The 17,845-nt window shown below is 66.2% G+C and carries 20 protein-coding genes; 11 read left to right on the top strand and 9 right to left on the bottom strand.

All coding sequences use genetic code 11. From position 1 onward, the window contains the following. The first annotated feature begins 17 nt into the window (after positions 1–17). The gene (locus CAG31_RS21890) at positions 18–950 is read left to right on the top strand and encodes a D-2-hydroxyacid dehydrogenase (RefSeq protein ID WP_085585077.1); all 933 of its coding nucleotides are present in this window, start codon (positions 18–20) and stop codon (positions 948–950) included. A 185-nt stretch (positions 951–1,135) separates the two neighbouring features. On the opposite strand, the gene CAG31_RS21885 is transcribed toward CAG31_RS21890, so the two are convergent. Next, the gene (locus tag CAG31_RS21885; RefSeq protein ID WP_085585075.1) at positions 1,136–1,729 is read right to left on the bottom strand and encodes a nitroreductase family protein; all 594 of its coding nucleotides are present in this window, start codon (positions 1,727–1,729) and stop codon (positions 1,136–1,138) included. 280 nt (positions 1,730–2,009) lie between these two features. Here CAG31_RS21885 and CAG31_RS21880 point away from each other — a divergent pair, with 280 nt between their 5' ends. Both CAG31_RS21880 and CAG31_RS21875 read left to right on the top strand, forming a co-directional pair. Then, complete coding sequence (locus tag CAG31_RS21880; protein ID WP_085585073.1) at positions 2,010–2,459, top strand: YcgN family cysteine cluster protein; 450 nt, start codon at positions 2,010–2,012, stop codon at positions 2,457–2,459. A gap of 28 nt (positions 2,460–2,487) precedes the next feature. Beyond that, a complete protein-coding gene (locus CAG31_RS21875) occupies positions 2,488–3,717 on the top strand; it encodes a hypothetical protein (RefSeq protein WP_085585071.1) in 1,230 nt (409 codons plus the stop codon). Positions 3,718–3,810: 93 nt separating this feature from the next. Here CAG31_RS21875 and CAG31_RS21870 read toward each other — a convergent pair whose 3' ends face one another. The 3 genes from CAG31_RS21870 to CAG31_RS21860 form a co-directional block, all read right to left on the bottom strand. Then, complete coding sequence (locus CAG31_RS21870) at positions 3,811–4,188, bottom strand: DUF2892 domain-containing protein (RefSeq protein WP_085585069.1); 378 nt, start codon at positions 4,186–4,188, stop codon at positions 3,811–3,813. An 80-nt stretch (positions 4,189–4,268) separates the two neighbouring features. Further along, the gene (locus CAG31_RS21865; RefSeq protein WP_085585067.1) at positions 4,269–4,739 is read right to left on the bottom strand and encodes an RNA methyltransferase; all 471 of its coding nucleotides are present in this window, start codon (positions 4,737–4,739) and stop codon (positions 4,269–4,271) included. Between the two features lie 347 nt (positions 4,740–5,086). After that, positions 5,087–5,458 carry a YajD family HNH nuclease gene (locus tag CAG31_RS21860; RefSeq protein ID WP_085585065.1) on the bottom strand — a complete coding sequence of 124 codons (372 nt, stop codon included), beginning with the start codon at positions 5,456–5,458 and terminating at the stop codon, positions 5,087–5,089. 139 nt (positions 5,459–5,597) lie between these two features. On the opposite strand from CAG31_RS21860, the gene CAG31_RS21855 reads away from it, so the two are divergent. Next, a complete protein-coding gene (locus tag CAG31_RS21855) occupies positions 5,598–5,879 on the top strand; it encodes a hypothetical protein (RefSeq protein WP_085585063.1) in 282 nt (93 codons plus the stop codon). Here the strand turns inward: CAG31_RS21855 and CAG31_RS21850 are convergent. Both CAG31_RS21850 and CAG31_RS21845 read right to left on the bottom strand, forming a co-directional pair. Next, the gene (locus CAG31_RS21850; protein WP_085585257.1) at positions 5,876–6,349 is read right to left on the bottom strand and encodes a cyclic nucleotide-binding domain-containing protein; all 474 of its coding nucleotides are present in this window, start codon (positions 6,347–6,349) and stop codon (positions 5,876–5,878) included. The two genes, CAG31_RS21855 and CAG31_RS21850, sit on opposite strands and share 4 nt — an antisense overlap. Before the next feature lie 142 nt (positions 6,350–6,491). Further along, positions 6,492–8,546, bottom strand: a complete 2,055-nt coding sequence (locus CAG31_RS21845; protein WP_085585061.1) for a S9 family peptidase — start codon at positions 8,544–8,546, stop codon at positions 6,492–6,494. Positions 8,547–8,750: 204 nt separating this feature from the next. Here CAG31_RS21845 and CAG31_RS21840 point away from each other — a divergent pair, with 204 nt between their 5' ends. From CAG31_RS21840 to CAG31_RS21830, 3 genes are read left to right on the top strand one after another with little or no spacing between them, the layout of a single operon-like run. After that, on the top strand, positions 8,751–9,251 hold the full coding sequence (locus tag CAG31_RS21840) for an MFS transporter (RefSeq protein WP_085585255.1): 501 nt from the start codon (positions 8,751–8,753) through the stop codon (positions 9,249–9,251). 16 nt (positions 9,252–9,267) lie between these two features. Further along, positions 9,268–10,044, top strand: coding sequence for a class II glutamine amidotransferase (locus tag CAG31_RS21835; RefSeq protein WP_085585059.1), 777 nt, complete (start codon positions 9,268–9,270; stop codon positions 10,042–10,044). 10 nt (positions 10,045–10,054) lie between these two features. Beyond that, positions 10,055–10,597: a DUF2937 family protein gene (locus CAG31_RS21830; protein WP_085585057.1), complete on the top strand. Its 543-nt coding sequence runs from the start codon at positions 10,055–10,057 to the stop codon at positions 10,595–10,597. A gap of 30 nt (positions 10,598–10,627) precedes the next feature. Here CAG31_RS21830 and CAG31_RS21825 read toward each other — a convergent pair whose 3' ends face one another. Beyond that, the gene (locus tag CAG31_RS21825) at positions 10,628–11,542 is read right to left on the bottom strand and encodes a LysR family transcriptional regulator (RefSeq protein WP_085585055.1); all 915 of its coding nucleotides are present in this window, start codon (positions 11,540–11,542) and stop codon (positions 10,628–10,630) included. Between the two features lie 146 nt (positions 11,543–11,688). On the opposite strand from CAG31_RS21825, the gene CAG31_RS21820 reads away from it, so the two are divergent. The 4 genes from CAG31_RS21820 (at position 11,689) to CAG31_RS21805 (ending at position 15,425) form a co-directional block, all read left to right on the top strand. Continuing rightward, positions 11,689–12,975 (top strand): MFS transporter, encoded by a 1,287-nt coding sequence (locus tag CAG31_RS21820; RefSeq protein WP_085585053.1) that lies wholly within the window; start codon positions 11,689–11,691, stop codon positions 12,973–12,975. 76 nt (positions 12,976–13,051) lie between these two features. Next, complete coding sequence (locus CAG31_RS21815; protein ID WP_085585051.1) at positions 13,052–13,804, top strand: 5-oxoprolinase subunit PxpA; 753 nt, start codon at positions 13,052–13,054, stop codon at positions 13,802–13,804. Continuing rightward, entirely contained in the window at positions 13,801–14,505 is a 705-nt protein-coding gene (locus tag CAG31_RS21810; protein ID WP_085585049.1) for an allophanate hydrolase subunit 1, read from the top strand. Before CAG31_RS21815 ends, CAG31_RS21810 begins: the two co-directional genes overlap by 4 nt. After that, the gene (locus CAG31_RS21805; protein ID WP_085585047.1) at positions 14,502–15,425 is read left to right on the top strand and encodes a biotin-dependent carboxyltransferase family protein; all 924 of its coding nucleotides are present in this window, start codon (positions 14,502–14,504) and stop codon (positions 15,423–15,425) included. Before CAG31_RS21810 ends, CAG31_RS21805 begins: the two co-directional genes overlap by 4 nt. A 169-nt stretch (positions 15,426–15,594) precedes the next feature. Here the strand turns inward: CAG31_RS21805 and CAG31_RS21800 are convergent, their stop codons facing one another. Beyond that, complete coding sequence (locus tag CAG31_RS21800) at positions 15,595–16,773, bottom strand: VWA domain-containing protein (protein WP_085585044.1); 1,179 nt, start codon at positions 16,771–16,773, stop codon at positions 15,595–15,597. Positions 16,774–16,785: 12 nt separating this feature from the next. Next, positions 16,786–17,631, bottom strand: a complete 846-nt coding sequence (locus tag CAG31_RS21795; protein WP_085585042.1) for a MoxR family ATPase — start codon at positions 17,629–17,631, stop codon at positions 16,786–16,788. Positions 17,632–17,845 lie beyond the last annotated feature (214 nt).

The raw sequence follows: 17,845 nt of genomic DNA, 5'->3' as shown, positions 1-17,845 counted from the left end.
TTGCGAAAGGTTTGAACATGCGCGTTCTGATTGCCGAACACGACCACGCGGTATATGCCCGACTGTTGCGTCAGGCGGCGCCCGGGCTTGAGGTGCTGACCAGCGGCGACTCCGCCGAACTGGCCCGCCAGGCCGTCGAATGCCCGGTCTGGCTGGGCCAGCCGGATCTGCTGGCGACCCTGCTGCGCCAGGGCCACCGGCCGCAGTGGCTGCAATCGACCTGGGCCGGCATCACGCCGCTGCTGGCCGACGGCCTGTACCGCGATTACCGCCTGACCCGGGCCGTGGGCATCTTCGGCCAGGTGATGGCCGAGTACGTGCTGACCTACATGCTCGGCCACGAGCGCGAAGTGCTGGCGCGGCTGGTGAGCCAGGTCGAGCGCAAGTGGGACAACCGCACCGGCCAGAGCCTGGTGGGGCGCAAGGTGCTGATCGTCGGCACCGGCGACATCGGCCAGAGCGTGGCGCAGTTCCTGCGGCCGTTCGGGGTCGAGCTGTACGGCATCGCCAGCAGCGCCCGGGAGCAGGCGCCGTTCGTCGAGGTCGGTTCGATGGCCGATCTGCCGCGCCTGGTCGGGGAGGTGGATTACGTGGTCAACCTGCTGCCGAATACCCCGCAGACCCACGACATCTACAACGCGGCGCTGTTCCGGCAGTTCAAGCCGACGGGGCTGTTCATCAACGCCGGACGCGGTGTGGCGGTGGTCGATGCGGACCTGGTGGAGGCCTTGAAGGAAGGGCATCTGGCCGGCGCGGTGATCGACGTCTGCCGCCAGGAGCCGTTGCCGCAGCGGCATCCGTTCTGGACTGCCTGGGGCCTGCTGCTGACCGGGCACAGCTCGGCGCCGACCTCGCCGCCGATGATGGTGCAGCTGTTCCTGGAGAACCTGAAGGCCTATGAGGCCGGTGAGCCGCTGCGCGGAGAAGTGGACTTCGCCCGGGGCTACTGATGCCCGATGGACGATAGGCGCTGCGGGGGCTGACCTGCCCGCGACAGCGGCGTGTGTCAGTCACCGCTGGGTGTCCGGCGGAGCGCAATCGCGAGCAGGCTCGCTCCTGCATGGGATCTGCGTCGTGCACCTGTCCCTGTGGGAGCCAGCCTGCTGGCGATGGCGTCAGTGAGGCAACAAAGGCCTCAGAGGGTGAAGTCACCCTCGGCAGCCAGCTCGCTCAGCGGACGACGCGGGCTCGGCACTTCGCGGGCCTGCAGGTACTCGGCCAGGGTGGCCTTGTCGCCCAGCTTGCCGACGGCAACGGCCGCGTGCAGCGCGTAGCCTTCCGGGATGTTCAGCTCCTTGCGGGTCAGCTCCTGGTCGAAGCCGGCCATGCCGTGGGTGTGCCAGCCGCTCAGGCTCGCTTGCAGCGCCAGGTGGCCCCAGGCCGAACCGGTGTCGAAGGTGTGCCACAGCGCCGGGGTCTCTTCGGCGGCGCCCGGTGCGGTGAAGGTGGTCTTGGAGATCACGATCACCAGGGCCGAGGCGTGCTGTGCCCAGGCACGGTTGAATTCGTTGAGCAGGCCCAGGTAACGCTCCCAGTTCGGCGTGTCGCGACGGGCGTAGAGAAAGCGCCATGGCTGCGAGTTGTAGGCCGACGGCGCCCAGCGTGCGGCTTCGAAGAAGCTCAGCAGGGTTTCCTCCGGGATCGCTTCGCCGGTGAAGGCGCGGGGCGACCAGCGGTCGGTGAACTGCGGGTGAATGGCGTAATCGGCAACGCGAGGGTTGGCACTCATCAAGAGATTCCTTGCTACGTTTGAGTAAGAGAGTCGAACCGGAACCTGGCGGGGTCAGGCGGACTGACCGATGGGGTTCCGTTGAGCCGTGCGGTTCGCCGGACGGCAACGCGGTCGAGCGTTGATGGCACCCGGGCGGGGCTTGTTGCGACAGGCAAAGCTACTTGGCCCCGGGAAAACTGACAAGCCCGGCGCAACCGGCAGTCGCCGACGCTTGGTCCGCCGGGCCTTGGGCACTAGACTGGCGGCCTTTTCACCACCTGATGTTGATGCTTGAGCCATGGCCGCCAAAGTCGAACCGTTCTGGATACGCAAAACCCTCGATCAGCTCGATCCGCAGGAATGGGAATCGCTGTGCGACGGCTGTGGGCTGTGCTGTCTGCAGAAGCTTGAGGACGAAGAGGACAACAGCGTCTATTACACGCGCATCGCCTGCAAGCTGCTGGACCTCAAGACCTGCCAGTGCAGCGACTACCCCAACCGCCGCGAATTCGTGCCGGACTGCATCCAGCTCACGCCGGGCAAGGCCGACGAGTTCAAGTGGCTGCCGCCGACCTGCGGCTACCGCCTGGTCAGCGAAGGCAAGGACCTGCCGTTGTGGCACCACCTGGTGTGCGGCGACCGTGACGCGGTGCACCACGAACGCATTTCCCAGTCCGGGCGCATGCTCGCCGAAGGCAGCGTGCCGGAAGAGGACTGGGAAGATCACCTGATTTTCCGCGCCGGATAAACCTTCACAGACTCACAAGGGAGTGGGCATGGCTTCGGGATTGCGTCGGGTGCTGGCCGCAGGCCTGCTGGTGTTGAGCGCGCCGGTGTGGGCGGCGAACAAGGTCGATCTGGATTACCGCGTGCGCCTGTTGCCGCAGAGCGATCAGGCCGAAGTGCGCTTGACCCTCGCCAAGGGCGAAGCGGTGCGCCGCCTGGATTTCGACCTGGGCGACGGCAGCCGCTACAGCGATTTCAAGGCCGACGGCCAATGGCAGCTGAGCCCGGGCAAGCAGGCCCGCGGCGTATGGCGTCCGGCGGCGGACAGCGCCAGCCTGACCTACCGCGTGCGCATCAGCCACGGTCGCAAGAGCGGCAGCTTCGACACCCGCATGACCCCGGCCTGGGCGCTGCTGCGCGGCGATGAGCTGGTGCCGCCGGCCCGGCTCGACCAGCAGGACGGCACCGAGCTGGTCGCGCGTCTGCAGTTCGACTTGCCCGAGGGCTGGAACAGCATCGAAACCGCCTGGCCGCGCATCGGCCGGAACAAATTCCGCATCGACAACCCGTCGCGCCTGTTCGACCGTCCTACCGGCTGGATGCTCGCCGGTCACCTGGGCAGCCGCCGCGCACGGCTGGGGGAAACCGAAGTCACCGTGGCCTCGCCCAAGGGCCAGGGCATGCGGCGCATGGATGTGCTGACGCTGCTGACGTTCGTCTGGCCGCAGGTGCAGGCGCTGTATCCCCAGCATCCCGGCAAGCTGCTGATCGTCGGGGCCAACGACCCGATGTGGCGCGGCGGCCTGGGCGCCCATGGTTCCGTTTACCTGAACACCCGTTTGCCGCTGGTCAGCGAAAGCGGCGCCAGCGCCCTGCTGCGCGAGTTGACCCAAGTGCTGGGCCGGATCAACGACGGGCAGCGCAACGACTGGATCAGCGAAGGCTTGGCCGAGTACTACGCCGTTGAACTGCTGCGCCGCGCCGGCGGCATGAGCGACGACCGGTATCAGGCCTGGCAGGCGAAGCTGACCACGGACAGCCATGGCGTCACCACGTTGCGCGGCGTCCAGGCCAGTCCGGCGCAGGTGGCCAAGGCCGTGCTGCTGTTGCAGGAACTGGACCGCGAGATCCGCCTCAAGACCCGCAACAAGCGTTCGCTGGACGATGTGCTGCGCGGGGCGATGCAGTCGGGGCGAGTGGATGCCCCGGCGTTCGTGCAACTGGCCGAGGGCGTGATCGGCGAGTCGTCCAGGGTGCTCGACAGCGCATTGCTCAAGTAGCGCCGCTATCGCCAGCAGGCTGGTTCCCAGCCTTTCCCCTGTGGGAGCCAGCCTGCTGGCGACAGGGCCCTTCAGCTCAACCCAGATCCAGGGTCAGACCCCGGCCTTCGGGGACTTGACCGACTCGTTGCCGGTCACCGTCGCCGTGCGGGTCGCGGCCTCGGCGTTGGCCTTCAAGGTGCGCAACTCTTCGCCGGCCCGCTCGATCTTGGCCCGCACGTTGTTCATGTCCTGACGGCTCTTTTCCAGCAGGCTCTTCACGGAGCTGTGCCCTGTGAGGCCGCGGGCCATGGCCACGCCGCCGATGGCCACCTGGATCAGGCCGAACACGCCGCCCCGGCGCAGGCCCTTGCCGACCATCAGCACACCGCCGGCCAGCGAGCCGATGCGTTCCCAGCCCTGCACGTTCTGGTCGGAACGGCTCTGAAAAGGGGTGGATTCGATGCGTTCGACGCGTTTGAGTTCGCTCATGATCTGTCTCCGGGCAATGAGTGGGGATACTCAAGCTGACTGCGCAGGCCGTCGGCTTGTTCCATCGCAATGGCGACGCTTCAGCGGAATTTCGGCCCGGAGCGGGTGTTCAGGCCCTTGGCCATGCGGTCGTAGAGCACGACGTTGACCGTGGCGGCCAGGTTCATGCAGCCGGTGGTGGGGATGTACACCACGTCTTCGCACCAGTCGCGGATCTCCTTGTCCAGCGAGCCGTCCTCGGGGCCGAAGATGTACAGGGCGCGGTCCGGGTGGGTGTACTCCGGCAGGGCGCGGGCACCGTCCACCAGCTCCACGGCGACCGGCACGCAGCCCAGGGGCAGGATCTTCTTCAGGTCGTCGATGCCGATCAGCGGGATGTCGTAGTGCACGCGCTTGGTGTCGGTGACGAAATCGGCGGCGCGCTCATAGCGCTTGCCGGTGTAGAACACCGACGCCACGCCGTAGCAGCCGGCGGCGCGCATCACCGAGCCGACGTTCTCCGGTGATTTGGGGTTGAACAAACCAATGCAGCTGTACCGTTTGTCTGCCACGAGCGGGGTGCCTTCGGAAAAAAGAGGGCGATTATACGGGGATTGGGGAGGAGGGGGGCAGGTTCGGGATCTGCGGCGACTGTCCCGGCCCTATCGTCAAATCGCCGTCCGGGGTAGGCCCGCTCCCACAGGGGGCGGTAGTGCACATGACACTGTGGGAGCAACTGTCTTGCTTCTGTCCTACGGCGCCTTGAATGACGCCTTCGCTGGCAAGTCGAGTCGTCGCACCGCAGCTCCCACAGGGATCTTGGTGGATGCAAAAATTGTGACCACTGCAAAACCCTGTGGGAGCGGGCTTGCCCCGGGCGGCGATCCGACGATGAGGCCCGGATGGCCGACAAAGAACCTCAGTCGTCCTTCTTCATCATCCCGGCCAACGCGGCAAACGGGTTGTGGGTGGCCTTGGCGATCTTCGGCGTGCTCAGCGAGCCTTCGCCGAAGTACTGCTGGTCGGTGTAGCGCGAATGTTCGTTGTCGTGGCAGTACAGGCACAGCAGCTCCCAGTTGGAGCCGTCCTGCGGGTTGTTGTCGTGGTTGTGGTCGCGGTGGTGCACGGTCAGTTCGCTCAGGCGCTTGCCGGAGAACTCCCGGGCGCAGCGCCCGCAGACGTGCGGGTACATTTTCAGGGCCTTGTCGCGGTAGCCCATTTCCTTGTCGCGCTGGTTGTCGGCGAGGATGCGGTCCAGTTTCGAGGTGTTGGTCGGGGTCGACGAACTCATGGGTTCACCTTGGTAAAAGACTAATGACGGTTACGGCAGAGTTTAGCCCAGGGCCCGCAGGATCCTGCAAGAAAGGACAGGCAGTCGGATCCGGTTGGGAGTAGCCTGTGCACAGACTCAGGCCAATACGGAGCCCTGAATGAAGCGCACCATTCTAGCGGTCATTGCGATGGCCGCAATCTCGATCCCGCAGGTCCGGGCCCAGCAGTCGGTTCCGGTGGCGCCGGCCGGCCAGCCCGGCTCGCCCGGCACCGCGACGCCGACCCCGTACCCGCAGATCAGCCCTGTGCCGATCCCCAAGACCGGATCCGGCAGCGGCGGCCCGCCGCTGGTGCCGATCGAAATGCCCAGCCCGCCGGCCAAGGACCAGCCGGTGCCGGGAATCGAACCTGCGGTCAAGAGCAAATCCCCCGGCGGCTAGATCTGCTGCGCCGCCAACTGGCCGTCGGCCATGCGCAGGCGCTTGGAGAGCGAGACGGCGAGGGCGCGGATGATCTTGGCGGCGATCTTCGGCGCGTCGTTGAGCATCTTTTCCAGGGAGTCCTTGCCCAGGTTGAGCAACTGGCAGTCGCTCGCCGCCACGCAGGTGGCCGAGCGGCGTTCGCCGTCGAGCACGGCCATCTCGCCGAACGCACGGCCGCTGCGCAGGGTGGCCATGGTCACGGTCTGGCCGTCGCCGTTGGTCTTCTGCACCGCTACCTGGCCGCTGTGGATGATGCACATGAAGCTGCCGGCATCGCCTTCGCGAAAGATCGCCTGGCCCTCGGCCACGGTGCTGATGCTGAAGTAACCCGAGGCGGCGGCGAAGTCCGCCGGCAGCAGTTGGTCGAACAGGCCGCAGTCCATCAGCCAGTCGCGGATTTCGTTGTTGAGCAGAGTCGGTTCTGACATGTCGTCGCGGTCTTTTTTGTTTTCACGGTTTCCAGGCTTCACACAGATTCCCTGCGGGGCGAATAGGCTCGCTCCCACAGGGCTGTACGAACTATCGGCCTGCGGTGTCGGGAGTTAAGACCCGACTGACCGGCGGAGTTCCTCAGGCGATCCCCAGAACCTTGAAGACAAATGCATATTCGAGCGCTGCGTCACGCAATCCCTGATAGCGCCCGCTCATGCCGCCATGGCCGGCGCCCAGTTCGGTCTTGAGCAGCAGCGGGTTGTCGTCGGTCTTGGTGGCGCGCAGCTTGGCCACCCATTTGGCCGCTTCCCAGTACTGCACACGGCTGTCGTTGTAGCCGGCGATCACCAGCGTGGCGGGGTAGGCCTGGGCGGTGACGTTCTCGTACGGCGCGTAGGCCTTGATCCGCGTGTACACGTCCGGCTCCCCGGGGTTGCCCCACTCGTCATATTCGGTGACGGTCAGCGGCAGCTCGGGATCGAGCATGGTGTTGAGCACGTCGACGAACGGCACTTCGGCGATCGCCGCGCCGAACAGGTCAGGGCGTTGGTTGAGCACCGCGCCGATCAGCAAGCCGCCGGCGCTGCCGCCGCTGATCGCCAGTTGCGGCGAGGTGGTGAAACCCTCGGCGATCAGGTGCTCGGCGCAGGCGATGAAGTCGCTGAAGGTGTTGTGCTTGTGTTCCTGCTTGCCGGCGCGGTACCAGGCCTCGCCCAGTTCGCCGCCGCCGCGCACGTGGGCGATGGCGAAGGCCATGCCGCGTTCAAGCAGGCTCAGGCGGGCGTGGGAGAACCACGGGTCGAGGCTCGAACCGTAAGCGCCGTAGCCGTACAGGTACAGCGGCACCGGCCGGCCGAGCATTTCCCGTTTGACCACCAGGCTGATCGGCACCAGGGTGCCGTCCGGCGCCGTGGCCCACAAGCGCTGGCTGACGTAGGCGTCGGCATCGAATGGGCCGAGCACCGGGGTCTGCTTGAGCACGGCCTGTTCACCGCTGGCCAGGATCAGCTGACGCACCTGGGCCGGCCGGTTGAGGGCCTCGTAGCGCAGGCGGATGCGGTCGCTGTCGAACTCCAGGCTGTTCTGCACGTAGAGGCTGTAGGCCGCGTCCGGCAACTGCACGCGGTAGGGCGCCAGGCCCTGGGGGCGGACTTCGATGACCGGCAGGCCGCCTTCGCGCAGGCTCAGGGTCAGGGCGCCGACGTTCAGGCTCAGGCCGTCGAGCATCACCGTGTCGCTGTGGGGAATCAGGTTCTGCCAATCGGCCTCGGTCGGGGCGTGGCCGGTGTCGGGGGCGTGATACAGCGCGAAGTTGATGCCGTCGCGGTTGGTGCGGATGAACCATGTCCACTGGCCGTCGAGCTTGCCGTGATCGACGTCGTATTCGTGATCCTCGACCCGTGGCGCCAGGCAAGTGAAGGCCTCCTGCGGCCGGTTGGCGTCCAGCGCCCAGACTTCGCTGGTGGTCTTGCTGCCCAACGACAGCAGCAATTGCTGTTCGGAACTCGAACGGTAGCAATGCAGGAAGAAGCGCCCGTCCGGCTCGTGGAACACCTCTTCGGCGGCGGTGCCGTCCAGCCGGTAGCGCATTAGCATGTGCGGGCGGTGGGTGTCGTCGAGCACGCCGAAGAACAGGGTCAGGCTGTCGTTGGCCCAGGTCATGCTGCCGTCGCAGTCCTCGAACGCCAGTTCGCTGACCTTGCCGTTGGACAGCTCCTTGACGAACAGGGTGTAGATCTCATCCCCCGAGGCATCGACGCTGTAGGCCAGGCGCTGATGGTCCGGGCTGACGCTGAACGCGCCGAGGGAGAAGAACCCGCCGTTGGCCAGGGCGTTGGGGTCGAGCAGCAGCTGCTCGCGGCTTTCGTCCAGGGTCAGGCTGCCGTCGGTCGGCCGCGGGCAGCGGTAGTGGCGGGCGTATTCGTCGCCGGCGGTGGTGCGGGTGTAGTACAGGTACGGGCCCCAAGGGGAGGGCAGCGACAGGTCGGTTTCCAGGATGCGGCCCTTGATCTCCTCGAACAGGGATTCGCGCAGGCCTTCCTGATCGGCGGTCTGCGCCTGCTGGTAGGCGTTTTCGGCCTTGAGGTAGTCGAGCACCGCGTCGGTGTCGCGCTCCTGCAGCCAGGCGTACGGGTCGGCTCCGGGGGCTCTGCGGGCGATCGGGGCGCTGAGGGCGTTGACGGATGCGGGCATGGAGGGCTCCAGGACAAGATTCGGAAAGAGGGTGTTCGCAGGCCGGGACGGCATGGCCGATCCTGTGGGGCCAGCCAGACAGCATCGACGCCGAATGCGCCGGCCTCGTCGCCGGCAGGCCGGCTCCCGCAGGCTGCATGTCTTTTGGGGCAAGCCGGCCGTGCGAAAAGCCGTTACTATAAGCGCCTCTTTGCCTGCCTTGCCATGGACACCATGACCGAGAACGACTATCTGATCGCCTGGGGCCTCTACGCCTTCGCCGCCTTGGGCTGCCTGCTGGTGTGGATGCGCATGACCCGCTGGATGTGGCGCTGGCTGCGCGAGCCGCTGCGGCTGCTGGTGGCGGTGCTGCTGTTCGCGCCGACCATCATCGACCCGGTGAAGGAAAAATACGCCCCGGCGGTGGCCATCACGGCGCTGGATCTGCTGTTCAAGGTCGGCAACAACGCCTTTCGCGCGATCTCCGAGCTGCTGATGTACGCCATGATCGCCTTCGGCATCTACCTGATCTTCGTGCTGATCCGCTTCCCGATCGAACGGGCCTCAAACGCGCGCAAGGAACAGGCCGAAGCCGCCCGTGCCGCGGCCCGCGCCGAAGACGAGCGGGACGCCGGCCAAGCCTTCGGCGGCGCCGGCGACGACCGCTACGGCCGTCCGCCGTTGCCGGGCAACCCGCAGCGCATGCGGGTCGAGCCGCGTCTGTAGCCACGGGAACCTGCACATGTGTGAACTATTGGGCATGAGCGCCAACGTGCCGACCGACATCGTGTTCAGCTTCACCGGGCTGATGCAGCGCGGCGGCCGCACCGGCCCGCACCGCGACGGCTGGGGCATCGCGTTCTACGAAGGGCGCGGGCTGCGGCTGTTCCAGGATCCGGCGGCCAGCTGCGAATCGGAAGTCGCCAACCTGGTGCAGCGCTACCCGATCAAGAGCGAAGTGGTCATCGGCCACATCCGCCAGGCCAACGTCGGCAAGGTCTGCCTGTCCAACACCCACCCGTTCGTCCGCGAGCTGTGGGGGCGCAACTGGTGCTTCGCGCACAACGGCCAGTTGGCGGACTTTGCGCCGGCGCAGAGCTTCTACCGCCCGGTCGGCGACACCGACAGCGAGGCGGCGTTCTGCGACCTGCTCAACCGCGTGCGTGCCGCGTTCCCGGAACCGGTCGACATCGAAGTGCTGCTGCCGGACCTGGTGGCCGCCTGCGCCGAGTACCGCGGCAAAGGCGTGTTCAACTGCCTGCTCAGCGACGGCGACTGGCTGTTCTGCTATTGCTCGACCAAACTGGCGCAGATCACCCGGCGCGCGCCGTTCGGCCCGGCGCGGCTGAAGGACGTCGACGTGATCGTCGATTTCCAGGCCGAAACCACGCCCAACGACGTGGTCACGGTGATCGCCACCGAACCCTTGACCGAAAACGAAACCTGGACCCGCTACGAACCGGGCCAGTGGAGCCTGTGGCGGCGCGGTGAATGCGTCAGCCAGGGCAAGACCGAATAAGGATCCTGCGATGTTGCTCAGTTATCTGCGGCTGGTGTTGTTTGCGGCGGGCCTGTTGGTCGGTGTCCAGGTGCCGGGGTTCATCAACGACTACGCCAAACGGGTCGAGGCCCACCTGATCGAGGCGCAGACCGGCCTGCGCGGCTTCCAGGGCACCGCCGAGCAGTTCTTCAAGGGTGACCTGCAGGCGCTGGTCGCCCACTACCGCGCCAGCGAAGACCCGGTGTTCCGCAGCGACGCCGACAGCCTGAGCACCTTGCTCAACCGCCAGCTCGCGCTGGACAAGCAGTACCAGGCGATGCAGGGGCCGTGGTACATCCGCTTCCTGCAAGTGGTGCTGGCCGCCGATCCGGACATCCGCAAGGAAACCTGGAACGGCTACAGCTACCAGATCCTGCTGACCCCGGAGGCGATGGTATGGGGCATGGGCGGGGCGATGCTGCTGTCGTTCGGCCTGGAATGCCTGTTCCGCCTGATCGACTGGGTGGTGCTGGGCGGCAAGCGCCTGCGCCAGAGCCGGCCGATCGAGGAACGCGACCTGCGCGGCCTCTGACCTGACTGCCCCACGCCCAGCGTGGGGCAGTCATTTCGACAGGACGATGTAACCCTCGCCCACCTTGCGCGCATACGCCTCCAGCACCTGCTGGCACAGGGTCACGATGTCCTCGACCCATTCCACCCCGATCCGCCACGACACCACCACCTGCAGGTCCTGCGGCCGCTGCGCGATGTCGAGCAGGGTCAGTTCTCCCCGCGCCAGTTCCTCGGCCACCAGCACCGGCGGCAGGGCGCCGATGCCGAAGCCGTCGCGCAGCAGGCGGGTGATCGCCGACACCGAGTTCACGCAGTTCAGCCGTGGCGCCGGCACGCCCTCGGCCTGCATCAGCGCGAGGATGTCCTGGTGGGGGCGGGAGTTCTTCGAGTAGGTGATGATCCGCTCCTGCGCCAGGTCCGCCAGGCCCGTGTAGTCGCGGTTGTAGATCGATTGGCTGGCGACGATCCAGCCGACCGGATGGCTGGCCAGCGCGAGGCTGCGCACGCTTTCCTGGCGCACCAGGTCGGTCTGCAGGATCAGGTCGAGAAAACCCTTTTGCAGCTGATCGCAGAGGTTCAGCGACGTATCCGCCACCAGCTCGATTTCCACCCGGGGGTACAGGTCGGTCATCTGCGCCACCAACGGGCTGAGCCAGGTGTGGATCACCGTGTCCATCACGCCGATGCGCACCCGGCCGACCTTGCTGGAGCGGGTTTCGATCGACTGCTTCAGCGCCTGCATCGTGTCGAGCATCCGCTCGGCGTATTCCAGCACCTTCAGGCCTTCGGGCGTCAGGCTGACGCCCCGGGAGTCGCGCACGAACAGTTTCACCCCGAGTTCGCCTTCGAGCACCGCGATGCGGCTGGAAATCGAGGCCTGGGTGGTGAACAGCTTGTCGGCGGTCAGGCGAAAGCTCTTCAGGCGGGCGACCCAGACAAAGGTCTCGAGAAACTTCAGGTTCATGGGATCAAATTTTTCTTATGGCTAGGGCGGGTTTTTATTCGTTGGACGCAGCAGGGCGGCGCGCCCAAGAATCGGCGCATGCGGTTCCCACGATAGGCGTCGTCGGGACTACGAACAAGACCAATAAAAGCCTGCGGAGACTTGCCATGAGTGCGCCCGACACCCTCGACCACCCCAAGACGGCGGCCCGCCCCGGCCCCTTCGACTGGTACCGCAACATCAACAAGCAAGAGCGCCGCACCTTCTGGAGCTGCAAGATCGGCTACGGCCTCGACGGCATGGACACCCAGATGCTCAGCTTCGTGGTGCCGACCCTGATCGCGATGTGGGGCATCACCACGGGCCAGGCCGGGCTGATCCACACCAGTACCCTGATCGCGTCGGCCATCGGCGGCTGGGTGGCGGGGATTCTCTCCGACCGCATCGGCCGCGTGCGCACCCTCCAGCTGACGGTGCTGTGGTTCGCGTTCTTCACCTTCCTCTGCGGCTTCGCCCAGAACTACGAGCAACTGCTGATCGCCCGCACCTTGATGGGCTTCGGCTTCGGCGGCGAATGGACCGCCGGCGCCGTGCTGATCGGCGAGGTGATCCGCGCCAAGGACCGCGGCAAGGCGGTGGGCATGGTGCAGTCGGGCTGGGCCTTGGGCTGGGGGCTGACCGCGATCCTGTATGCGCTGCTGTACTCGGTGCTGCCGGCCGAAGACGCCTGGCGGGCGCTGTTCATCCTCGGCATCGTGCCGGCGGTGTTCGTGGTGTTCGTCCGCCGTCTGGTGAAGGACCCGGAGATCTACCGCGAAGCCAAGGCCGCGCAAACCCCGCAGAACCCGTCCAGGTTCTATGAGATCTTCGCACCCGGCATGCTCTTCACCACGCTGCGCGCCTCGCTGCTGACCACCGGTGCGCTCGGCGGCTACTACGCGATCACCTCTTGGCTGCCGACCTTCCTGAAGAACGAGCGCGGCCTGAGCGTGCTCGGCACCGGCGGATACCTGGCGATGGTGATCGTCGGTTCCTATGCCGGCTATGTGATCAGCGCCTATCTGACCGACCTGCTGGGGCGCAAGAAGAACTTCATCCTGTTTGCGGTGGGTTCGTTCACCATCGTGCTGCTCTACACGCAGATGCCGGTCAGCAATGGCGTGATGCTGTGGCTGGGCTTTCCGTTGGGCTTCTTCGCCTCGGGGATCTTCAGCGGCATGGGCGCATTCCTCACCGAGCTGTTCCCGACCCGCATCCGCGGCTCCGGCCAGGGCTTCTGCTACAACGTCGGCCGGGCGCTGGCGGCGCTGTTTCCTTTGCTGATCGGCCTGCTCAGCCAGAAGGTGCCGCTGAGCCTGGGCATCGGCGCCTTCGCGGCGGTGTCCTATGGCGTGGTGATTCTCGCGGCGCTGAGCCTGCCGGAAACCCGCGGCAAGCAACTGGACGCACAGTAACTGATAACCTGCGGGGCGCTGCCTGACGGCAAGCGTCCCACGGCAGAAAAAGATCAAAGCTACAGGAGTGTTCACCGTGAACCGCCTGCTATTGAATTGCGACATCGGCGAGAGTTTCGGCAGCTGGACCATGGGGCTGGACGCCGAAGTGATGCCCTTCATCGACTGCGCCAACATCGCCTGCGGTTTCCACGCCGGCGATCCGGGCATCATGCGCAAGACCGTGAGCCTGGCCCTGTGCCACGGGGTGAAGGTCGGCGCGCACCCGGCCTATCAGGACCTGGTGGGGTTCGGCCGGCGTTCCATGGCCTACAGCGCCCAGGAACTGCAAGACATCCTGCATTACCAGATCGGCGCCCTCGACGGCATCTGCCGCGCCCAGGGCGGGCGGGTGAGCTACGTCAAACCCCATGGCGCGATGTACAACGACATGATGGCCAACCCGGCCCAGCTGCGGGCGGTGATCCAGGCCGTGGCGGCGTACGACCGTGCGCTGCCGCTGATGCTGATGGCCACCCGTGACAACTCGGCGGCGCAGCAGTTGGGTGACGAGTACGGCGTGACGCTCTGGTTCGAAGCCTTCGCCGACCGCGCCTACGACAACGCCGGGCGGCTGGTGTCGCGCCAGTTGCCCGGCGCGGTGCATCACGATCCTGAAACGGTGGTGCGGCAGGCGCTGACCATCGCCCGCGGCGAGTCCCTCGTCGCCAGCGACGGCTCGGATCTGCTCCTGCACGCCGACACCCTGTGCGTGCACGGCGACAACGCCGCTTCCGTGGCCGCCGTGCAGCGCATCCGCCAGGCCTTGGACGAGCAGGGCGCGTCATGAACCCACGGGTGGAAGTGGTGGCGCTGGATTGCCTGATGGTGCGCCTGTTCGATGAGATCGCCGAGGCCAACATGCCGTGGATGCTGGCCGCCGGCGAGCGGTTGCGCGCAGTGTTCGGTGATTGCCTGATTGATCTGGTGCCGTCCTACACGACGCTGATGGTGCATTACGACCTGACGGCCCTGAACCCGGCCCAGGCGCGGGAGCGGATCGCCGAAGCCCTGACCGGGCTGTCGCCGAACACGGGTTCCGCGGGCCGCTGCCATGTGCTGCCGGTCTGGTACGACCTGAGCGTCGGGCCGGAGCTGAGCTTGCTGTCCCGGCGCAGCGGGTTGACGGTGCAGGAGGTGATCCGCCGCCACAGCGCACGGGAATATCAGGTGTTCGCCCTCGGTTTCGCCCCGGGCTTCGCCTTCATGGGGCTGGTGGAAGAGGCGCTGGCGGCGCCGCGGCTGGACACCCCGCGCAAGAAGGTCGCCGCCGGCAGCGTCGGTATCGCCGAGCGCCAGACCGCAGCGTATCCGGCGGTGTCCCCCGGCGGCTGGAACCTGATCGGCCGTACCCCGGCCAGGCTGTTCGACCGCGACCGAGACGGCTACAGCCTGATGCAGCCCGGCGACACCGTGCGGTTCGAGGCGGTGAGCCATGCCGAGTTCATCCGCCTCGGCGGTGACGACACGCCACTGGAGGCCCTGGCATGAGCCGATTGTTGATCGAAGCAAGCACACCGCTGTGCCAGTTGCAGGATGCGGGGCGGTTCGGCGTGCGCCATCTGGGCGTGACCCAGGGCGGCGCGGCGGACTGGCGCTCGATGGCCTGGGCCAACTGGCTGCTGGGCAACGGGCTTGACCGGCCGGTGATCGAGATCACCCTCGGCGGCTTTGCCGTGGTGGCGCAGCATGACTGCGTGCTGGCGCTGGCCGGGGCCGACCTCGGCGCCCGTATCGACGGCGAGCCGCTGCTGCCTTGGCGCAGCTTCACCTTGCGTCGGGGGCAGACGCTGCAGTTCACCCAGCCGCTGAGCGGCGCCCGCGCCTATCTGGCGGCGCCCGGCGGTTTTGCGGCGGCGCAGGTGCTGGGCAGTTGCTCGACGGTGGTGCGCGAAGAATTGGGCGGCCTGGAGGGCCGGGGATTGCCGTTGGCCAAAGGCGCGCTGCTGGACTGTGACGATGCGACTTTGCCGGTGCGTGAAGTGCCGCTTGAACATCGGCCGGACCTGGCCCTGAAGGCGCCGCTGGACCTGGTGCTGGGCGCGCAGATCGGCGAATTCAGCGGGCAGAGCCTGTTCGATGCGTTCAACCGTGCCTGGACGATCGACAGCCGGGCCGACCGCATGGGCATCCGCCTGCTGGGCATGCCGTTGCAGTACCAGGGCCGGCCGATGATTTCCGAAGGCATTCCCTTGGGCGCGGTGCAGGTGCCGCCGGACGGCCAGCCGATCGTGCTGCTCAATGACCGGCAGACCATCGGCGGTTACCCGCGCCTGGGCGCGTTGACGCCGTTGGCGCTGGCGCGCCTGGCGCAATGCTTGCCGGGGGCGCAGGTGCGGTTGCGGCCGGTGGTGCAGGACACCGCGCACCGTGAGCAGGTCGAGTATCTGCGGCGCTTCGTCGAACGCTGAGGGCTTTGTCGGCAGGTGCCGTTGGCGGGCAACTGTCGCGGCGTCATCACCGACGCCATCGCCAGCAGGCTGGCTCCCACAGGTTTCGTGGCGTACGCAAGGTTCGTGAACGGCCGGAACCTGTGTGGGAGCCAGCCTGCTGGCGATGGCGCCCGTCCGGGCGACGAAGTCATTTGGACAGGAAGCGCATCCCTTCTTCCAACCCGCGCAACGTCAGCGGATACATCTGATCCTCGATCAGGTCGCGCACGATGTTGGTCGAGGAGGTGTAGCCCCAGGTGTCTTTTGGATAAGGGTTGATCCAGATGAGCTTCTTGTACTTCTCCATGAAGCGCTGCATCCACACGTAGCCCGGCTCCTCGTTCCAGTGCTCGACGCTGCCGCCGGCCTGGGTGATCTCGTAGGGCGCCATGGCGGCGTCGCCGATGAAGATCACCTTGTAGTCGGCGCCGTACTTGTGCAGCAGGTCCATGGTCGAAGTGCGCTCGGAGGTGCGGCGCATGTTGTTCTTCCACACCGACTCATAGATGAAGTTGTGGAAGTAGAAGTACTCCAGGTGCTTGAACTCGGTCTTGCAGGCCGAGAACAGTTCCTCGCAGATCTTCACATGGGCGTCCATCGAGCCGCCGATGTCGAACAGCAGCAACAGCTTGACCGTGTTGCGCCGCTCCGGACGCATCTGGATGTTCAGCAGGCCGGCGTCGCGGGCGGTGTGGTCGATGGTGCCGTCGATGTCCAGCTCTTCCGCCGCGCCCTGGCGGGCGAACTTGCGCAGGCGGCGCAGGGCGACCTTGATGTTGCGGGTGCCCAGCTCCACGGAGTCGTCAAGGTTCTTGTACTCGCGCTGATCCCAGACCTTCACGGCCTTGCCCTGGCGCTTGCCGGCGTCGCCGACCCGGATGCCCTCGGGGTTGAAGCCGCCGGAGCCGAACGGGCTGGTGCCGCCGGTGCCGATCCACTTGTTGCCGCCGGCGTGGCGTTCCTTCTGTTCTTCCAGGCGTTTCTTGAACTCTTCGATCAGCTTGTCCAGGCCCCCGAGGGACTGGATCTGCGCGCGCTCCTCGTCGGTCAGCGAGCGTTCGAATTCCTTGCGCAGCCAGTCTTCGGGAATCAGCGCCTGGAGGTGGTCGTCGAGCTTCTCCAGGCCGTTGAAGTAGGCGCCGAACGCGCGGTCGAACTTGTCGAAATGGCGCTCGTCCTTCACCAGGATCGCCCGGGACAGGAAGTAGAACTCGTCCATGTCGGCGAAGGTCACGCGCTGCTTCAGCGCGTTGATCAGGTCCAGCAGCTCGCGCACCGACACCGGCACCTTGGCTGCGCGCATTTCGTTGAACAGGTTGAGCAGCATGGCGTCAGCCTCTTAGCGGGTGCCGCGACGGCTCATGAAGGCCAGTCGCTCAAGCAGTTGCACGTCCTGCTCGTTCTTGACCAGGGCGCCGGCCAGCGGCGGGATGGCCTTGGTCGGATCGCGCTCGCGCAGCACCGCTTCGCCGATGTTGTCGGCCATCAGCAGCTTGAGCCAGTCCACCAGTTCGGAGGTCGAGGGCTTCTTCTTCAGGCCCGGCACTTTGCGCACGTCGAAGAACACGTCCAGCGCTTCGCTGACCAGGTCCTTCTTGATGTCCGGGTAGTGCACGTCGACGATCTTCTGCAGGGTGGTGCGGTCGGGGAAGGCGATGTAGTGGAAGAAGCAGCGGCGCAGGAAGGCGTCCGGCAGCTCTTTCTCGTTGTTGGAGGTAATGATGATGATCGGGCGCTTCTTGGCCTTGATGGTCTCGTCGATCTCGTAGACGTAGAACTCCATCTTGTCGAGTTCCTGCAACAGGTCGTTGGGGAACTCGATGTCGGCCTTGTCGATCTCGTCGATCAGCAGGATCACCCGCTCCTCGGACTCGAAGGCTTCCCACAGCTTGCCCTTCTTCAGGTAGTTGCGCACGTCGTGCACCTTGTCCACGCCCAACTGCGAGTCGCGCAGGCGGCTGACCGCGTCGTACTCGTACAGGCCCTGGTGGGCCTTGGTGGTGGACTTGATGTGCCAGGTGATCAGCTTGGCGCCGAACGACTCGGCCAGTTGCTCGGCGAGCATGGTCTTGCCGGTGCCCGGTTCGCCCTTGACCAGCAGCGGCCGCTCCAGGGTGATGGCGGCGTTGACCGCCAGCTTCAGGTCATCGGTGGCGACGTAGGCCTGGGTGCCTTCGAACTTCATCTGCTAATCCTCGAACGGTGACGCCGGCCTGAACGGGCAGGGCGGGGACAAAAAAACGGATGGCCCGACTATAACGCGCAGCCCCGCCGACTGTGAACGCAGACGGCGTATTCAGTCTCTGAATGGGGCGTCACATGTTGACTCGGTTTCGGCCGATGGATGGCATCGGCGACGGTTGCTTGGCCGGTCTGCCTTTGTGGCGAGGGAGCTTGCT

Origin of the sequence: Pseudomonas sp. R25(2017) (genome assembly GCF_002112565.1) — a bacterium.
In the GTDB taxonomy this organism is placed as follows: Bacteria; Pseudomonadota; Gammaproteobacteria; order Pseudomonadales; family Pseudomonadaceae; genus Aquipseudomonas; species Aquipseudomonas ekonensis.
Note: the sequence above shows the minus strand (reverse complement) of the source record. Positions and strands in the feature narration are given on the sequence as shown.

Excerpts from the sequence above, each read along its gene's own strand:
- CAG31_RS21825 (WP_085585055.1), bottom strand. The coding sequence starts at position 11,542 with ATGAACCTGAAGTTTCTCGAGACCTTTGTCTGGGTCGCCCGCCTGAAG.
- CAG31_RS21880 (WP_085585073.1), top strand. The coding sequence starts at position 2,010 with ATGGCCGCCAAAGTCGAACCGTTCTGGATACGCAAAACCCTCGATCAG.
- CAG31_RS21875 (WP_085585071.1), top strand. The coding sequence starts at position 2,488 with ATGGCTTCGGGATTGCGTCGGGTGCTGGCCGCAGGCCTGCTGGTGTTG.
- CAG31_RS21845 (WP_085585061.1), bottom strand. The coding sequence starts at position 8,546 with ATGCCCGCATCCGTCAACGCCCTCAGCGCCCCGATCGCCCGCAGAGCC.
- CAG31_RS21800 (WP_085585044.1), bottom strand. The coding sequence starts at position 16,773 with ATGCTGCTCAACCTGTTCAACGAAATGCGCGCAGCCAAGGTGCCGGTG.
- CAG31_RS21870 (WP_085585069.1), bottom strand. The coding sequence starts at position 4,188 with ATGAGCGAACTCAAACGCGTCGAACGCATCGAATCCACCCCTTTTCAG.
- CAG31_RS21890 (WP_085585077.1), top strand. The coding sequence starts at position 18 with ATGCGCGTTCTGATTGCCGAACACGACCACGCGGTATATGCCCGACTG.
- CAG31_RS21850 (WP_085585257.1), bottom strand. The coding sequence starts at position 6,349 with ATGTCAGAACCGACTCTGCTCAACAACGAAATCCGCGACTGGCTGATG.
- CAG31_RS21810 (WP_085585049.1), top strand. The coding sequence starts at position 13,801 with ATGAACCCACGGGTGGAAGTGGTGGCGCTGGATTGCCTGATGGTGCGC.
- CAG31_RS21830 (WP_085585057.1), top strand. The coding sequence starts at position 10,055 with ATGTTGCTCAGTTATCTGCGGCTGGTGTTGTTTGCGGCGGGCCTGTTG.
- CAG31_RS21835 (WP_085585059.1), top strand. The coding sequence starts at position 9,268 with ATGTGTGAACTATTGGGCATGAGCGCCAACGTGCCGACCGACATCGTG.
- CAG31_RS21840 (WP_085585255.1), top strand. The coding sequence starts at position 8,751 with ATGGACACCATGACCGAGAACGACTATCTGATCGCCTGGGGCCTCTAC.
- CAG31_RS21855 (WP_085585063.1), top strand. The coding sequence starts at position 5,598 with ATGAAGCGCACCATTCTAGCGGTCATTGCGATGGCCGCAATCTCGATC.
- CAG31_RS21885 (WP_085585075.1), bottom strand. The coding sequence starts at position 1,729 with ATGAGTGCCAACCCTCGCGTTGCCGATTACGCCATTCACCCGCAGTTC.
- CAG31_RS21860 (WP_085585065.1), bottom strand. The coding sequence starts at position 5,458 with ATGAGTTCGTCGACCCCGACCAACACCTCGAAACTGGACCGCATCCTC.
- CAG31_RS21805 (WP_085585047.1), top strand. The coding sequence starts at position 14,502 with ATGAGCCGATTGTTGATCGAAGCAAGCACACCGCTGTGCCAGTTGCAG.
- CAG31_RS21820 (WP_085585053.1), top strand. The coding sequence starts at position 11,689 with ATGAGTGCGCCCGACACCCTCGACCACCCCAAGACGGCGGCCCGCCCC.
- CAG31_RS21795 (WP_085585042.1), bottom strand. The coding sequence starts at position 17,631 with ATGAAGTTCGAAGGCACCCAGGCCTACGTCGCCACCGATGACCTGAAG.